Source organism: Kitasatospora sp. NE20-6, from assembly GCF_045862635.1.
The window spans coordinates 66,697-81,848 of record NZ_BPRL01000049.1 but is presented as its reverse complement, the minus strand read 5'-3'; the positions used below and the strand labels follow the sequence as shown (position 1 = coordinate 81,848).

The 15,152-nt window shown below is 69.0% G+C and carries 15 protein-coding genes and 3 pseudogenes; 12 read left to right on the top strand and 6 right to left on the bottom strand.

The annotated features are described in order from the left end of the window. Positions 1-265 (bottom strand): hypothetical protein (locus tag SNE206_RS28665; RefSeq protein ID WP_407916402.1); only part of this gene is annotated, 265 nt, incomplete at its 3' end. A gap of 719 nt (positions 266-984) precedes the next feature. Between SNE206_RS28665 and SNE206_RS28660 the strand changes: the two genes are divergently transcribed. Together SNE206_RS28660 and SNE206_RS28655 are read left to right on the top strand one after the other, a co-directional pair. Further along, positions 985-1,116: a hypothetical protein gene (locus tag SNE206_RS28660; protein ID WP_407916401.1), complete on the top strand. Its 132-nt coding sequence runs from the start codon at positions 985-987 to the stop codon at positions 1,114-1,116. 34 nt (positions 1,117-1,150) lie between these two features. Further along, positions 1,151-1,798: a transposase gene (locus SNE206_RS28655; protein ID WP_407916400.1), complete on the top strand. Its 648-nt coding sequence runs from the start codon at positions 1,151-1,153 to the stop codon at positions 1,796-1,798. Here SNE206_RS28655 and SNE206_RS28650 read toward each other — a convergent pair whose 3' ends face one another. Further along, the gene (locus SNE206_RS28650; protein ID WP_407916399.1) at positions 1,799-2,638 is read right to left on the bottom strand and encodes an SDR family NAD(P)-dependent oxidoreductase; all 840 of its coding nucleotides are present in this window, start codon (positions 2,636-2,638) and stop codon (positions 1,799-1,801) included. A 96-nt stretch (positions 2,639-2,734) separates the two neighbouring features. Between SNE206_RS28650 and SNE206_RS28645 the strand changes: the two genes are divergently transcribed. Both SNE206_RS28645 and SNE206_RS28640 read left to right on the top strand, forming a co-directional pair. Next, positions 2,735-3,154 carry a MarR family winged helix-turn-helix transcriptional regulator gene (locus SNE206_RS28645; RefSeq protein WP_407916398.1) on the top strand — a complete coding sequence of 140 codons (420 nt, stop codon included), beginning with the start codon at positions 2,735-2,737 and terminating at the stop codon, positions 3,152-3,154. 158 nt (positions 3,155-3,312) lie between these two features. Further along, a pseudogene (locus SNE206_RS28640) lies at positions 3,313-3,992 on the top strand (transposase family protein); the annotation flags it as partial. Between the two features lie 305 nt (positions 3,993-4,297). Here SNE206_RS28640 and SNE206_RS28635 read toward each other — a convergent pair. After that, the gene (locus SNE206_RS28635) at positions 4,298-4,501 is read right to left on the bottom strand and encodes a hypothetical protein (protein WP_407916397.1); all 204 of its coding nucleotides are present in this window, start codon (positions 4,499-4,501) and stop codon (positions 4,298-4,300) included. Between the two features lie 353 nt (positions 4,502-4,854). On the opposite strand from SNE206_RS28635, the gene SNE206_RS28630 reads away from it, so the two are divergent. After that, a complete protein-coding gene (locus SNE206_RS28630; protein WP_407916395.1) occupies positions 4,855-5,604 on the top strand; it encodes a hypothetical protein in 750 nt (249 codons plus the stop codon). A 1,063-nt stretch (positions 5,605-6,667) separates the two neighbouring features. Here SNE206_RS28630 and SNE206_RS28625 read toward each other — a convergent pair. Continuing rightward, positions 6,668-6,796, bottom strand: coding sequence for a hypothetical protein (locus tag SNE206_RS28625; RefSeq protein ID WP_407916394.1), 129 nt, complete (start codon positions 6,794-6,796; stop codon positions 6,668-6,670). Between SNE206_RS28625 and SNE206_RS28620 the strand changes: the two genes are divergently transcribed. The 7 genes and pseudogenes from SNE206_RS28620 (at position 6,789) to SNE206_RS28590 (ending at position 11,274) form a co-directional block, all read left to right on the top strand. Then, positions 6,789-7,493, top strand: a complete 705-nt coding sequence (locus SNE206_RS28620) for a hypothetical protein (RefSeq protein WP_407916393.1) — start codon at positions 6,789-6,791, stop codon at positions 7,491-7,493. The two genes, SNE206_RS28625 and SNE206_RS28620, sit on opposite strands and share 8 nt — an antisense overlap. A gap of 34 nt (positions 7,494-7,527) precedes the next feature. Next, a complete protein-coding gene (locus SNE206_RS28615; RefSeq protein ID WP_407916392.1) occupies positions 7,528-8,289 on the top strand; it encodes a hypothetical protein in 762 nt (253 codons plus the stop codon). Beyond that, on the top strand, positions 8,286-9,491 hold the full coding sequence (locus SNE206_RS28610) for a cytochrome P450 (protein ID WP_407916391.1): 1,206 nt from the start codon (positions 8,286-8,288) through the stop codon (positions 9,489-9,491). The genes SNE206_RS28615 and SNE206_RS28610 overlap by 4 nt, the downstream gene beginning before the upstream one ends. A 43-nt stretch (positions 9,492-9,534) precedes the next feature. Next, positions 9,535-10,275, top strand: a pseudogene (locus SNE206_RS28605) (UbiD family decarboxylase domain-containing protein); the annotation flags it as partial. Further along, a pseudogene (locus tag SNE206_RS28600) lies at positions 10,197-10,403 on the top strand (UbiD family decarboxylase domain-containing protein); the annotation flags it as partial. The pseudogenes SNE206_RS28605 and SNE206_RS28600, both read left to right, overlap by 79 nt. Before the next feature lie 9 nt (positions 10,404-10,412). Then, a complete protein-coding gene (locus SNE206_RS28595; RefSeq protein ID WP_407916406.1) occupies positions 10,413-10,934 on the top strand; it encodes a hypothetical protein in 522 nt (173 codons plus the stop codon). 130 nt (positions 10,935-11,064) lie between these two features. Further along, entirely contained in the window at positions 11,065-11,274 is a 210-nt protein-coding gene (locus SNE206_RS28590; RefSeq protein ID WP_407916405.1) for a non-oxidative hydroxyarylic acid decarboxylases subunit D, read from the top strand. Positions 11,275-11,457: 183 nt separating this feature from the next. Here SNE206_RS28590 and SNE206_RS28585 read toward each other — a convergent pair whose 3' ends face one another. Together SNE206_RS28585 and SNE206_RS28580 are read right to left on the bottom strand one after the other, a co-directional pair. Next, on the bottom strand, positions 11,458-12,789 hold the full coding sequence (locus tag SNE206_RS28585) for a DUF2637 domain-containing protein (protein WP_407916390.1): 1,332 nt from the start codon (positions 12,787-12,789) through the stop codon (positions 11,458-11,460). A 1,451-nt stretch (positions 12,790-14,240) separates the two neighbouring features. Beyond that, positions 14,241-15,149: a ParA family protein gene (locus SNE206_RS28580; protein WP_407916389.1), complete on the bottom strand. Its 909-nt coding sequence runs from the start codon at positions 15,147-15,149 to the stop codon at positions 14,241-14,243. Positions 15,150-15,152: the final 3 nt, after the last annotated feature.

The window sequence follows — 15,152 nt, the reverse complement described above, 5'->3', positions numbered from 1 at the left end:
ACTGGCTCCAGGTGTCACGAGCCTCTTCCGGGTTCAGCTCCCGGGACTCGATGACGGGCGCGTCACCGCGGGTGCGCTCCGTGCGGGGGCGGCGGTGGCGCTGGGGCAGGTCGCCGGTGTCGTCCGGTGTCTGGGCCGAGGCCTCGTCCGGGGCGGCCGCCGTGGGCCAGGGCGCGACACGAACACGCCGGCAGCACCGTGTCTGCAGCGCCAGCAGCGGTCGTGGCGCCGCGTATGACAGCGGCGGTCTCGGAATCGAGGTCAACGGTCGGGTCCTCAGGCTCGAACCGGCTCCGGGGGCCAGACGTTGAGGAACCACTCGTTCGCGGCGAACGAGCGCCCGGCCTTCGGAGTACCGGCGGATTACGGACGTACAATTGATCGATCAAGCAGCACTGGGCTAGGTCGGGGCAGCGGAAGCGACCTACCATGCGCACGGCACGGAAGGCCTGACCGGCGATCGGCGGACATGCGCCACGCCGCTCAGCTCACCACTGAACTCCCGCTCAACAATGCGACGGCGCTTTGTATGGGATGTCCGCCGCCCTGCGTGCGGCGGCCTGGCAGTCGTGAGCATCATCCTGAACTTCTTAGGTCTTCCCCGTGGGCAACAGAGCAATAACTGGCAGGTAGTACTCCACTTCTGATTGTCCATTAGATCACACCAGGAGTTAAGTGATCGCGTCAGCGGACCCCCTTCGGGTAGCCCGAAGTCCCAATCTGGACTGGTGTCCAAATCTGTTGCCGGAGGACGCCGACGTACGGAGCCGAGGGCAGCGAGTGTTTGTAGGCGCCGCGGAAGTTGAACGACCTGGCCTGTTGCAGCGCCTCCAACTTCACCGTCACCAGCCCCCTGGTACTGCCCAGCGACGGGTTGGTGATGGTGTGTGCAAGGCCCGCTCCATACCATTCATCGTGGGCTGATCCGAGTCACTCGTACTCACCGCCGACCGCGCCCTCGCGATCGACCGCCTGCGGGCCCAGTTGCTCAAGTACTTCCCGGCCCTGGAACGTGCCTTCGACTACAGCACCTCCAAGGCTTCCCTCGTTCTACTGACCGGCTACCGGACTCCGGCCGCCCTGCTCAGGATCGGCCCGGCCCGTCTGACCACGTGACTCACGAACCGCAAGGTCCGCAACGCCTCAAGCGGTGGCAGCCGCCGAGGTCGAGGCTGCCCACGCCCAGCACACGGTGATCCCGAGCGCGAGGACGGCCGCCGCCATGGTGCACACCTCGGCCAAGGCGGTGATAGCCCTGAACGAGGAGATCACCACCATCAACGCGCTGATCGAGGCCCGGTTCCGCGAACACGAGCACACCGAGACGATCACCAGCATGCCCGGCATCGGTACCCTGCTCAGCGCCGAGTTCATCGCCTGCACCGGCGGAGACCTGGACACCCTCGGGAGTTCCCGTCGCCTGAGCGGCATCGCCAGGCTGGCCCCTGTCCTCAAGGACTCCGAACACGTCAGCGGCAACATGCGCCGGCCCCGCCGCTACCACCATCGGCTCCTGCGCGTCTTCCACCTCTCCACCCAGGTCGCGGCCCGCTGCCGCCCCGTCTCCAAAGCGTTCTACGACCGCAAGAGGGGCGAGGGCAGGTCCCACAAACAAGCAGTCCTCACCTTCGCCCGACGCCGCCTCGACGTGCTCTGGGCCCTGATGCGCGACCACCCCACATTCACCACCCCGAAGCGCTCCCGCAGCGGCGTGACACGCTCACCCACCGCCACCCACGCGCTTGACGAACCCGATTGGGAATCACTGATCACCACAGGTCGACAGCACTACAAATGATCAGAAATGCTGACCATGGACAGCGATCCACGCGCTGGTCAACGTCTGGACAGCCGAACCGTCGCCGTCCGTGATCTTCACGGCGGTGAACGCGCGCGCGACATCCGAGGTCTGCACCCGGAAGGCGGGCTGCCGGGTCTCCAGCAGTTCTACGATGCTTGCTGCCGCGCCCTGCGACGTCTGCGCGGCGGCGAAGGCGTCGCGGGTACGGGCCAGGTAGGCGGTCAGCGCGGGCGCATATGGGCCAGCCTGTTCCAGCGCGGTGTCGCGGCCGCCCACGTTGCTCACGAACTCACTGGCCACCGCGCCCGGCTCGACCACGCTGACGGCCACGCCGACCGTCGCCATCACCGGCGCGAGGGACTCCATGAAGCCCTCGACCGCGAACTTGGCCGCGCAGTAAGCCTCGTTGAACGGCTGGCCGATCACGCCGCCGACGCTGGTCACGGTCACTACGCGGCCCTTGCTCGCCCGCAGCATGGGCAGAGCCGCCTTGGTGACGTTGAGGACGCCGAAGAAGTTGACCTCCATGACAGCGCGCACGTCCTCGACGCTCTCCTGCTCCAGCGTGCCGAGGTGGCCCGCGCCGGCATTGTTGACCAGCGCGTCCAGACGGTCTAGGCCAGCCAGGCATGCCTCGACCGAGGCCGGGTCGGTCACATCCAGCGCGCGGACGTCGACGGTGACCGCGGCTTCCTCGGCCGCCGCTAGCAGGGCGCCCGCCTTGGCGATGTCGCGCATCGTGGCGATCACGTGCCAGCCGGCGCGGGCGGCAGCGACGGCGGCGGCCAAGCCGATACCGGAGGAGGTGCCGGTGAGCAGGACGGTCTTGGTACTCATCGTTCAGGATCCCTTACTTATGAATAATAATTACTATTGTCCATAACTATGGAGAGCGATGTTTCACTTTGTCAAGCATGTCGGTAGACTGGACTCATGCCCAAGTCATCGGATGAGCTGACCAAGGAGGTCATCGGCCTCTTCGCAGGCATCAACCGGCGCTACGCACAGGAGTCCGAGGCCGCCGCTACAGCCCATGAGCTGACCCCGCTCCAGGCCAAGGCGCTGCTGGCCGCCGAGGATCCGGTCCCGATGCGCTGCATCGCCGACCGCCTGCACGCGGAGCCCTCCAACGTCACTCCGATCATCGACCGCCTGGCATCCCGCAACCTGGTCGAACGCGCCCCCGCCCCGGGCGACCGGCGCGTCAAGCTCGTCGCCGCGACCGCGGCCGGCCGTACCGTCATCGCCGACCTCCGCGCCCGGATGCCCTTCGTCACCGCCCCGCTGGACCGGCTCACCACAGAGCAACGCGAGTCCCTGCGCGAGCTGCTGCGACTGATACTGGAGGCATGACAGCCGCTGGCCCGGTTTCCACGACCCCACGAGCCCGGTCCGAATCCTGTTCGCCGTCTCCGCCACGTTCACTGAGCCTCTTTCATCCTGTCCTGGGAGGGTGAAATGGCTGGTCAGCGGGGTGGAGTAACGGGACGAGGCTCCTGGTCGTTGCGCTGATGTTCTCTACGCACCATGCCTCGACCGAGGAGCCTCGCTTGGTCTCGTATCCTGCCATCATGCTCGACGTCCCGTACGAGCTGGTCGAGCACGTCTCGTGGCTGATCTGTACCCGAAGGCGTGAACTGGGATCGCGATGGCGGAAGTTGAGCTGCTTCAAGCAGGCCCTGCCGGTCCTGGCCCACCTGCGCAAGAACGAGACCCTCGCGCAGATCGGAGCGGCTTTCGGTGTGTCGGAGGCGACGGTCTGGAGGTACGTCGACGAGACCGTCGAGGTCCTGGCCGCATGGGCGCCGGGTCTGCGTGAGGCCCTGGTAGGCCTGGGCGAGGGCGACTTCGTGATCGTGGACGGCACGCCGATCCCGACCGATCGGATCGCCGCAGACAAGCCGTACTACTCACAGAAACACCGCAAGCACGGGATGAACGTGCAGGTCATCGCCACACCGGACGGAACGCCGCCGTGGTTCTCCCGAGCCCTGCCCGGGCGCACCCACGACCTGACCGCCGCCCGGGCCCACGGCATCGTCCAGGCCTGCCTGACCCGCGAGATCCTGGTGCTCGCCGACCGGGCCTACCATGGTGCCGGCGCGACCGTCCGCACCCCTACTACCGGCACCACGAACTCCCCAACAACTACAAGCAGTACAACCGCGACCATGCCCGCCTACGCGCCCCCAGACCGATCGCATGCACCGAGGAGACGCCGCCCGCGCTGCCCCGCCGCCCTGCCTGGCAGCGAAGTCATGGTCCTGACCCGCCGCATCGCCGCCTGCCCTCTCTGGACCTCCGCTGACAGAACACGCGGCCTCGGGAAGGGGCAGACCCTCCGGTGCGGGGCCGCATTGCCCCCTGGGGCCAGCCGTCAGCAAGCTCGCGAGCAGTGCTCCGCGTAACCGAATCCCGGCGCCGGGCAGGAGCGGCCCGTACCCGTGTGACCGGCCCAGCCTTGGGCCGGGCCGGATGCCGTCATGCCGACCGGGATCAGGTGTTCGTGTGCGGGGAGAAGGGCCAGGTGCTGGCACGTGGGCGCGGGAGGCCCGCAGGAAGGACTTCGACCGGGTCGCTCGGTGGGGCCAGGAAGACCGCACCACACACCTGACCGGTCGGGTCGGCGGGCTGCACCGGCTCCGGGGGGCGGCTCTCGGAGAAGGCGGGTGGTCCGGGCGGGCGGGTGTCGGTGGTCATGCCCGCAGTCTGGCCCATGCGAACTTGGCCGGACGTCACGGGGGCACCCTCGTGCCGCCCTGCCGTCCGGCGGATCTGCCGGAGGTGCACGGCCGGTCGATCACCGGAGCACAGCAGCACCCGCCGTAGAGTGTGCGTCTCGTACCGGCGGGCGCCGTAGGCAGGATGGCGCGGTGGCACGACCCGCCCTGTGGGCCCGAAATGTGGCGACCGCCGAGTGCTGCTGGCAGGGAGTGCAGAGCGTGCCGCAACTACCCGGAGCAGGCGGGTTGTGCCATTCCCTGCGGCGTCCGGGGATTTCGGTCGTAGATTTGCTGTGAAAAACATTGGTTGACGATGCGACAGGAGCCCTTGTGGCAAGCGGAGAGACGTTCGGTACGGACAGCAATGTGGGATCGACGATCGCCCTGTTGGAGACCAGACTGCCCGGTGTGCGGGAGCGGCGCCGACAGTTGGAGGACGAGCTTGCAGCCGTCGTCGCGCAGGAGAACGCGATGGTCAGCGTGCTGCAGGGCCTGACGGCGCTGTCCGGCGCGTCCCTGAACGACGATTCCTCGGGCGGGCAGGGCGCAGCGGCGGCGGAGCCCGTGCAGGGTGCGGCACCGTCGGCGGCCGGTGCGGCGGCCGGGCTGGTCGACGAGGAGGCCGCGTCCTGGTCCGAGCCGGAGCCTGCCGCGGCACCAGCGGTGCGCAAGCGCCCCGCGAAGAGGACGGCAGAGGGCACCGGAGTGGCGAAGAAGAGTTCCGCCGAGAAGACCACTGCGAAGAAGGCGGTGGCCAAGAAGACCGCTCCGGCGAAGAAGGTTGCGACGAAGAAGACGGTGGCCCCGGCCGACAAGCCCGCCCCGATGGAGGAGGTCCCCACCACCGCTGCGCCCGGAGCGGCATCAGGCAGCCGCAGGCGGCTTACCGATGCCAAGAGCGTCCTGGCCGTACTCGCCGGCGTCACGACCCCGCTGCGCGCTCGTGAAGTGACCGGTCTGCTCGGCCTGGACGACCAGGACGCCAACGTGAACGCGATTCGCACGATGCTCGAGCGCCTCGCCAGGACCGGCAAAGCGCAGCGCAGCGGCCGGGGCCTGTACGTAGCGGTTGTCGGGTGAGAGCTCAGCGTGGGCCATGCCGGTAACAGTGAGCCGGGCAGACCCTACAGTGCCGTACACGATCGATAGGGAGGCGGCGATGGGCGGCCGGTACCGCGACGCCCGTTGGGGTGACGTGGTGAACGTCGGCGGGGGAAGGTTCGCTGTCGCCGGTTGTCGCTGACCCCTCCCGTCGAAGCAGGCCCCGGCGCCCCATGGTGCCGGGGCCTGTTGCTGTCCCGGGGCCGCGTGCGGTCGGATTCGGGAGATTGCGGGGTCTGGGGTGTTCGGGGGTGGGGGTCTGGAGCCGGGCCGCTTGGTCTGCGGCATGGCGCAGGTGGTGGCGGCGGTGGCCGGGGATGGGCCGCCGGTACGGGAGATGGCGGAAGTAGCGGCTTGGGCGTCGCGGGTCGGCTCGGAGCGGCAGCCGGACCTCGGTGGCCTGCGAGCGGCCCCAGGCCGGACCCTCACCAGGTGTCGGCCGAGCGGCCGGCCTTGCGACTGAAGACCCGGAGCAGCAGCGCGTCGGCCACCGACCGGCTGGCCATCTACCGCCACAGCACCGGAAGCGCGCTCACACGGCGTGTGACGATGACATCCGCGCGGGCACCACTGTCAGGCGCACCCACACGGCAACCGCCGTCCCGGTCGTCCGGGTCAACGCACCCCGGCAAGGTCGGCCGTCGGCGTGGTTGCGGTGCACCGTCTCGACGGCGCCCGTATCCCGGTTTCCCGTAGCTGCTCGACGGCGCAGGTGAACTCCTCCGGCCCGCCCGGGGTGCCTTTCGCGTGGTTGCCGGGTTGCCCTGGCCCGGGGCCGGTCGGCTGCCTCGATCTCCGCGGCCCGTTCCTCGACATGCAGGTCACAGGCATCCTCGAGCCAGGGCTGTTGCAAAGTCCCGGTGAGGCATGAGTCCGCAGGTCATGGTGGGGTGAGGCGGGATCGACCCGTCACGTACGCATCGAAGCTCCGGTTGAACGAGGTGACCTTGCCAAGTCGCCTCGTACCGCCGGAGCTTCGATGTGTCGTCAGTCTGCCACCGTCTGCCTGATCAAGTCGCCGATTCTGGACGGCGTGGCGGGATTACCGCTGGTGGAGCGGTTGCGGCTGCTGCCGGATCCGCGTCGGCGTCGCGGGGTGCGTCATCCGTTCGTGGCGGTGCTGCTGGTCGCCGCCTCGGCGGTGGTCGCCGGCGCGCTCGTACGTGGCCATCGGCCAGTGGTCCGCGAACGCTCCGCAGCACGCCCTGGCCCGCCTCGGCGCCCGGGCCGTGGGCGCACTGGGCGTGCACGTCGCGCCGAGTGCAGCCACAATCCGGCGGGTCATCGCCCTGGCATGCCCTGGCGGCCTGGCCGATCTGACCGGCTCCGACCTGGCAGGATCGGACTCGGTGGCCGTGGACGGCAAGGCCGCCCGCGGCTCCCGGCGCGGCCAGCTGGTTGTCACTCCGCTGCGCAGGCAGGCCATGCCGTTGCTGCGCTACAACCTCGAGGACATCGTCGAGATCAGCCACGAGGACTGCCCGTGCGGCTGGAAGCTCCCGCTGATCGACGTCTACGGGCGGGCGGCTTTCACCCACCGGGTGCGTGATGCCGAGTTCACCCAGCACGACCTCGAAGAACTCGTGTTCTCCCTCCCGGACCAGCACGACGTGCTGTTCTGGCGGGCCCGTGCAAACCCGCAGCAGGTCGAGATACAGATCGAGGCAGCGCCGGAGCACGCAGCGGACGCCTGCGCCCTGCTGCGCGAATCCGCCGAAACCCGGCTGGGGTTGACCGCGTCGGTCGATGCGGTCGCACCGGGCACGCTCGTACCGCCGGCCATGTTGACCACCTCGCCGGACGTGGTCAAGCCGAAGAGCCTCTTCGCAGCCCACGAGGACTGGGACAGGGCGGTTCTGTACTGCTGAGGCCATCGGCGGCGACAACGACAGGAGAATGTCCGTGAACCCTGCGGCCCGTACATCCGGATCCGCACCCCCGGCCCCCGAGTGCCTGCCCGGCCTCGACCCCATCGACACCCGACGCCTGCGCCACAGTGTGAGGCATGCGACCCACGGCTCGCTCCACGGCGTCCTGAACCAGCTGGTGCCCGGTCCGGATCAGGGCGACGCGCTGGCGGAGCTCGAGAGGGCATGCGCGCTCTCCCACGTGGGAGTCCTCGTTTTCCCGTCCACCGTCGACGCGCTGCTGACGGCCCTGTCGGCGCTCGGTTTCACGGCGGGGAACGTCCTGCCCAGCACCGTGGTGCGGGGGCGGTTGGCTCAGCGCCACCACCTGGCCCTGGCGGACCTGCCGGTCTTTCTGGTCCACGGTACCGCCGAGGTGCCGGGGCCCGCGAGGATCGAGGTGTTCATGGTGGAACGGAACGTGCCGGGGCTCCCCGCCGATCTGATCCCGCGTGAACAGGCCGAGGAGTCGGAGAGCCATCTCGCGTTGGAGGTCCTTCACCCGTCCGGATCCGAACTGGCGCGCTTGGCCGGCCTGCTGGCAGGTCTGGGCCTGCGTCCTGACGGCGGGGGGTTCAATCCGCACGAATCCGCCGACGCCGGCGGCCGGTCCGTCCTCTATTTCAGCGCACCGGCGGGTGGAACCGGACGGACGCCCGCTCCCGATGTCCGCAGGATCGAACTCACTTGCGTGGGCCACCACCCGGACGTCATCCACCGGCATCTCGACCAGCAGACAGAGGAGAAGACACCTTGACCACCCTTCCGGCGCAGCAGCACGACACGGACGTCGATGTGACGTCGATTCCCCATCTCGACCCTCCGAGCTACCTCCCGGAGGTGGGCAGCAGCGGCCCGTTCCGGACCGTTCGCCTGCCCAGTGGGCACGAGACGGTTCATCTCACGCGGTACGCGGACGTTCAGAAGGCCTTCGTCAGCCCGGACCTCAGCCGAGCGCTGGCCAACACCGCGGGCGGTCCGAGCTTCTATCCGATCGTGCTCCCCTCGACCCTGCTCCTGACGCTCGATCCGCCCCAGCACGGCCGCATCAAGTCCCTGGTGTCGGCATCCTTCGCGCTGTCCGCGCTGAACTCTAAGCAGGCATTCATCCAGGACACCGTCAACGGTCTGTTGGACGAGCTGGCGACGGGCGAAGTGGCAGATCTCGGCGAGCAGTTCGCCGTTCCGCTGATCTCGCGAGTGCTCTGCGACCTCCTCGGTGTACCGGACGAGGCCGCAAAGGTCTTCGAACTGCATACACCTCGGATCCAGAAGATGGGCCTGGGCGACGCGCCCAATCCTGCCGAGAGCGTCGACGCCATGGTCGAATACCTCTCGGACGTGGTCGGCGGCCGGTCTCCCTACCGGCCCGACGGTCTGATCGCGCACATCCTCGACGCCCGGACGCGGACCCCCGACATCACGGACGAGTACATCGTCGGCCTGCTGCTCCTGATCGTGGTCGCCGGCGACCAGAGCGTGGTGTCCGTCTTCCTCAAGGGGCTCTACACCTTGATGAGCGCGCCCTCTCTCTGGCACCAGCTGGTCTCCGAGCCCACGCTGGCTCCTGGTTTCGTCGAGGAGTTCCTGGGGCTGTTCCCGCTCGGCTACATTCCCAGCCTGCCGCGAGTGGCCGTCCGCGACGTGGAGCTGCCCGGCGGCCTCGTCCGGGCAGGTCAAGCGGTCTTCCCTGACGGATTCGCTGCGAACCGCGACCCCGAGGTGTTCGACCGGCCCACCGTGCTCGATCCCCGCCGAGGTGCCCGGCACCTGGGATTCGGCCATGGCATTCACCATTGCCTGGGCTCGGCACTGGCCCGCATGGAGATGGTCACCGCACTGCAGACGCTGGCAGAACGCTTGCCGGACCTGCGGGCCGCCGGACCGCTCGAAGATCTCGCCTGGCACAGCGGCTGGCTGCTGCGGCGACCCGTCGAGCTGCCGGTGCGCTGGTCCTGACGCCTCGTTCTGCCATCCCTGCAACGGACAATGAGGTGCCCAGATGCCTTTCGACAGCCTTCGTTCCTTCCTGGACAGTCTGGAGGAGGCCGGACAACTCCTGCGGGTGAACCGACAGGTCAGCCCCGAACCGGACCTGGGGGCAGCCGGGCGGGCGGTCGCCGACCTCGGCGACAAGGCGCCCGCGCTGCTCTTCACCGCTGTGCACGGCTACCGCGACGCCCAAGTCGCGCTCAACGTGCACGGCTCCTGGCCGAACCACGCACTGATGCTCGACCTGCCTCCCGACACAGGACCGCGTGAGCAGTTCTTCGAGCTGCACAGGCGGTGGAAGAACTTCCCCGTCGCGGCGGAGCGCCGGGATGCGACCCCGCCGTGGCAGGAGGTGAGCATCACCGAGAACATCAACCTCTTCGACCTCTTCCCCCTCTTCCGACTCAACACCGCGGACGGAGGCCCCTACATCGACAAGGCGGCGGTGGTCTCGCGGGATCCCGAAGCCCCCGACGACTTCGGCCGGCAGAACGTCGGCATCTACCGGCTCCAGGTCAAAGGACCGGCCAAACTCGCGGTCCAGGCCGCACCCATCCACGATCTCGGCGGCCACATGGCGGCCGCATCCAGGCGCGGTGCCCGCACACTTCCGGTGGCCATCTGCCTGGGCAACGATCCCGTGCTCTCCCTCGTCGCAGCCATGCCGCTGAAATCTCATCAGTCGGAGTACGAGATGGCTGGTGCTCTGCAGGAAGCCCCGTACCCGGTGGCCACCAGCCCGGTGCACGGCCTGGACGTACCCTGGGTTCGGAGGCGGTCATCGAGGCCGAGATCCTGCTCGACGAACGCGAGTACGAGGGACCGTTCGGCGAGTTCACCGGACACAGCAGCGGCGGACGCTCGCTGCCCACTCTTCGCATCAACGCCGTGCACACCCGGGCGCAGCCGATCTTCGAGCACCTCTACCTGGGGATGCCATGGACGGAGATCGACTATCTGATGGCGCTCAACACCTGCCTGCCGCTGTACGAGCAGCTCAAGGAGGACTTCCCCGAGGTCCGCGCCGTCAACGCCATGTACACCCATGGACTCGTCGCCATCATTTCGGTGGAGGCCCGCACCGGCGGGCTGGGGAAGCTGGTGGCAATGCGGGCCATCACCACTCCGCACGGGCGGGGCTACTGCAAGTTCGTGATCGTCGTGGACCACACGGTCGACCCGTTCGACCTTCCCCAGGTCATGTGGGCACTCTCGACCAAGGTCAACCCGCTGCACGACCTGGTGATGCTCCCCCGGATGAACATGGTCCCGCTCGACCCCTCGGCGGACCCCCCCCGGCCTCAACTCACGTGTGATCATCGATGCGACGACTCCGCGTCCCCCCGATGTGCGATCCGGGGCCGACGCCCAGGAGGTCACGCCCTGGCCGGAGGCGGCTCAGTGGCGTGACCTGCTCGAAGACCTGATCGCCGAACGCGACGGCCTGCCGCCGCAGCCTCGGAGCAGCCAGGCACGGGAGGACCGGGACCGCACCGGTGGCTCTCGGGACACTCGCGCCGCCGACTCCGGCACCGACCGCATGCCCGGCCCCTGCCCGCGGCGCCGGGCCGAACAGACCGAGATCACCGCAGAATCTCCGCAACCCGGTTGCTGGACGTTGTACCGGTGCACGACATGCTGGTACATCTGGCGATCGAGCGAGCCGCCGACAGCCAGTGATCCGGAACAGTACCCGGTGGCCTTCCGCCTGGACGCCCAAGCCGTCGCCGCTCCGCCGGAGCTCACCTGACCGAGCCGGTGCCGGGCCCGGGCCGCCGGGCCCGGCACCCGCAGTCACCCGATGCCGTGCCCTGCACACCCATGTCCACGTGCTCGGACATCAGCTGGATCAGTCGGTCCGTGTCCTGAACCCGGCAGGCGAGGTGGCCGTCATCGGGTCGGAACAAGCCGTCCTCGTGAGGAGATCACCCAGCTACTTCGCCGCACCTTCGAGAGGACGGGCAGCACCGAACTCGTCGCGGTAACGGGCTTCCAGGTTCCCCCAGTACCGGCGCAGCGACTGGACGCTGACGGGAGCCGTGCCGCTCTGCCCGGTCTGGCCGAATTCCCGGTAGATGAAGTCCGCGAACAGGTGCTTCTCCGGGTGCTGCCCGTGCCGCTCGATGTAGCGGCAGTAGTAGCTGTACAGCTGGTCCTCGCGGGACTGACCCTCCTCAAGGCCCGCCGTCGGGGTCGCCGACTGTCCGGCGGGAACGGGATCGGCCGCCTCCTCCGGGGCCGGGCTCTCGACCGGGCTCTCGGTGGGGCGAACCAGTTCCGCTGCAGCGTGTTCGGCGTCGGGCCGGGGCTCGCCGGGCCCCACAGCCTGTGGCCCCGCGCCTGTCGTCGGGGCCTCTGCTGCACCGACTTCGGAAGGGAGTGCGGAACTGTCGGCGTCTCCGGACGCTCCAGCGTCATGGGACGCTGTGGTGCGGCCTACGGCCTCCGGGTGGCGTGTCGTAGGGACGACCCGTCGGCCGCCGTCCTCGTGTGTCTCCCCCTCGAATTCGGCCCGACCCCCTGCACCGAACGACGCAGCCGGAACGGAACCCGAGAACAGGCTGCCGAACGCCTCGTCCGACAGGCCCGCGGCTGCCAGACCCTGAGGGGCGGTGGTGTAGATGGGGACGCCAAGCTTGGCCAGCCGCAACGGAAGGATGGCAGAGCGCGGTGCCGCCTTGGCCCAGTCCTTGCCGTACGCGTCCTCGAGGAGCATGGCGTAGGCGAGGCGCATCTGCTCCAGGCGCACGGCTTCGTCGACGGATCGAAGCTCCCACAGCATCATGCGGCGCCACATGGCGAAGGTCCGCACCGGTGACAGCACCCAGCGCATGAATCGGACGGACTCCATGCGGCGGCTGCCGGTGAGCTTCGCCAGGCGGCTGATGGCGTGCCGGCCGGCCTCGGCGATGACGACGAACAGCAGGGGAATGACGGCGTGCATGCCCACGCCGAGCGGGTGCGGCCACGCCGATGCCGCGTTCATGGCGATCGTTGCGGCGGTCAGCAGCCAGGCGGTCTGGCGCAGCAGGAAGAACGGGATGCGCAGCCAGCTGAGGAGCAGGTCGAGTGCGAGCAGCGCGATGATGCCGACGTCGACTCCGATGGGGAACAGCGCAGAGAAGCTGCCGAATCCTTGCTGGACGGCAAGTTCGCGTACCGCGGTGTAGGAGCCGAGGAACCCGATGCCGGCGATGATCACTGCGGCGACGGCCACGATGGCCATCAGGAACATATGGACCTTGGTCAGATTCGGCCTGGCCACGATTGTCTCCTCCTCTGCGAACCGGTTGGTGCGTGATCGCGAAGGCACAGCTTTCCATGAATGCGCATTCCTCACCGAATTTCGCACCGCAAGGTCTGACAAAGGCCCACATTCCGGTGCTTGCTCGAGCGCACCCGGCCGGGAGCGGCCGCAACCTACGCCTCTGACCGACCAAGGCCACCGCCACCCCTGCCGTGCCAACAACTGCGGCCGCCGGGTACGCCACAGAGTCCGGCGGCCCGGTCGGTCAGCCAGCCCCCTCCCCCACCGGGCCGCCAGCCGGTGCAGTCCCGTCACCACGGCCCCGGCCCTCCAGCCGCCCAGACCCATACCCCCCCCTCCCCGGCAGCCCCATCACTCAACGTCATGGACGGCCCTTGCGCAGGACTACCCGTCCAACCACTCCCGAGCCTGCGCAGTCGATGTCAGTCCGAAGTGGGAGGTGCGCCGGTAGGCAGCGCAGTACGCAACCAGGTGCGCACCCTCACCCCGGCCGGTGCGCACCTCCGTGCGCAGCCCGAGCGGATGATGCGCAGCCCACTCCCCGCGGCCCTGCGCTGCGCCTGCCGGGGCGGGCCGGACCTGCGCGCTGCGGGCCTCACGCCGCGCAGTGCTCGGACCAGGAGCGTCGCCCCCCGCGCCCCCTGTGGGGCCGCCGGGGCCGCCCCGGCCGCGCCGCCCCGGCCCACGCCTGGGCGCCGCGGGGGGCGACGCCCTGCGCACCGTCTACCTTCTCTTCTGCGCACCAGGCCGATGAGCTGGTGTTTTCTGCTGTGGGAGTGCGCTGTCCCGGCAGCGGTGGCCTCCGCATCCCTCTGGCAGCAGCGCAGCGGCCGAGGGCCTGGTGCGCACCTGGAGCCTACGGAGGTCTTGTAGGCAGGCGCAGAGGGTTGGCTGTAGCCGAGCCGGTCGTGCGCCGACGTGCGCAGCGCCGACGGGGTGCGCAGGCAGCCGTCCCGCGGGGTGCGCAGGCCACTCCGGCATAGCTGCGCCGTCTGTGCCCGTCCTGCGCACGCAGTGCCGGGCGGCCTGCGCAGTCGGTGGTGCCGGCGGGGAGCGTCGGGGTGACAGTGATATCCCGGTGCTCACTTTCCGTGAAGTGCGCGGGGGACGAACAGGGTGGTGCGCAGATGCGGGGCCGGGGCGTGGCCGGGCAGGCGGTGCCGGGGAGGAGCGGCGTGTTCGAGACCGAGAAGTCTCGGCGGTTCTGCGGTTGCAGAGCGCGGAGGAGATCGGACGGGGAGGCTTCCGGGCTCACGTGCGGCAGCGGGCACCGTGGCGCCGGGCCGCCCTTCCTTGTCTCCGGTCGGTGCCGGTTCGGCACTGCACCGCATCCGGGCGTCGCGGCGGCCCTCCGTCTGTTCCGTCCTCACCGTACGGACTGCGGGATTCGCTCTTTCAGTGCCGCATTTCCCAGCGGATGGTTCGGCGACTATTCCGACGGAATATCATCACCGTCCGCGCCGCGTGGAGTTACGGCGCTCGAAACCGAGCGTGTCCGCCATGGCCGCCACGTCCTCGAGAGCGGTGCAGCTCGGCGCGTGGAAGCGAAGCGGGCGCTGCTTCACGATCGTCTCCTTGAACCGGATGCTGCGCCTGATGAGTGGGAGCAGCCGGGGTGCCCAGTCGGGGTGGTTGCGGATGGTTCTGATGACGTCGTCTGTGATGGCGCCGGCCTTACGGTCGACGTTGCCGCGCTGGTCGAGGGGGATGTTGGTGGCGAGGATATGGGCAAGGTGGGCCTGGAAGCCGAGGCGGCGGAGTTTGCTGCGGCCGCGGTCGAGGGTGCTCTCGAGGTCGGTCAGGCCGATGACGTACTTGTACTCGTCGTTGACGCAGCCGATGACCTGCGGGGCGACGAGGACGACGGAGAGCAGCAGGATGCCGAGGGTGGGGCCGCAGTCGAACAGCATCGCGTCCCAGCGTCCAGCGGGTAGCTGTTCGTCAAGGACGTTGTGGAGCCAGAGGATGCCGGCGGGGTCATGGCCGAGGGTCACTTCGGCGTCGGCCATGTCGGGGGTGCCGAGAACGAGGTCGAGGTTGGCGATGTTCCGGAAGGCTGCGTCGGAGAATCCTGCGGCGATGCGGTAGCGGGCCGGGACGATCGCTTCGTCGAGCTTGTTGTCACCGGTGAGGACGCTGAACAGGGTGGCGTGGCCGCCCGGCGGATCCTGGTAGCCAAGGAGATGGGAGGCGCTGCGCTGCGGGTCGATGTCCCAGATGAGGACGCGGTGGCCGCGATTGGCTAGCTCTACTCCGAGGTTGACGACGCCTTGGGTCTTTCCCGCTCCGCCGGACTGCCCGGAGAAGGCATAGGCGCGAGGTGTGTCGTCGGTGCTTGGGGGCTGGGTGGGGAGCACGGC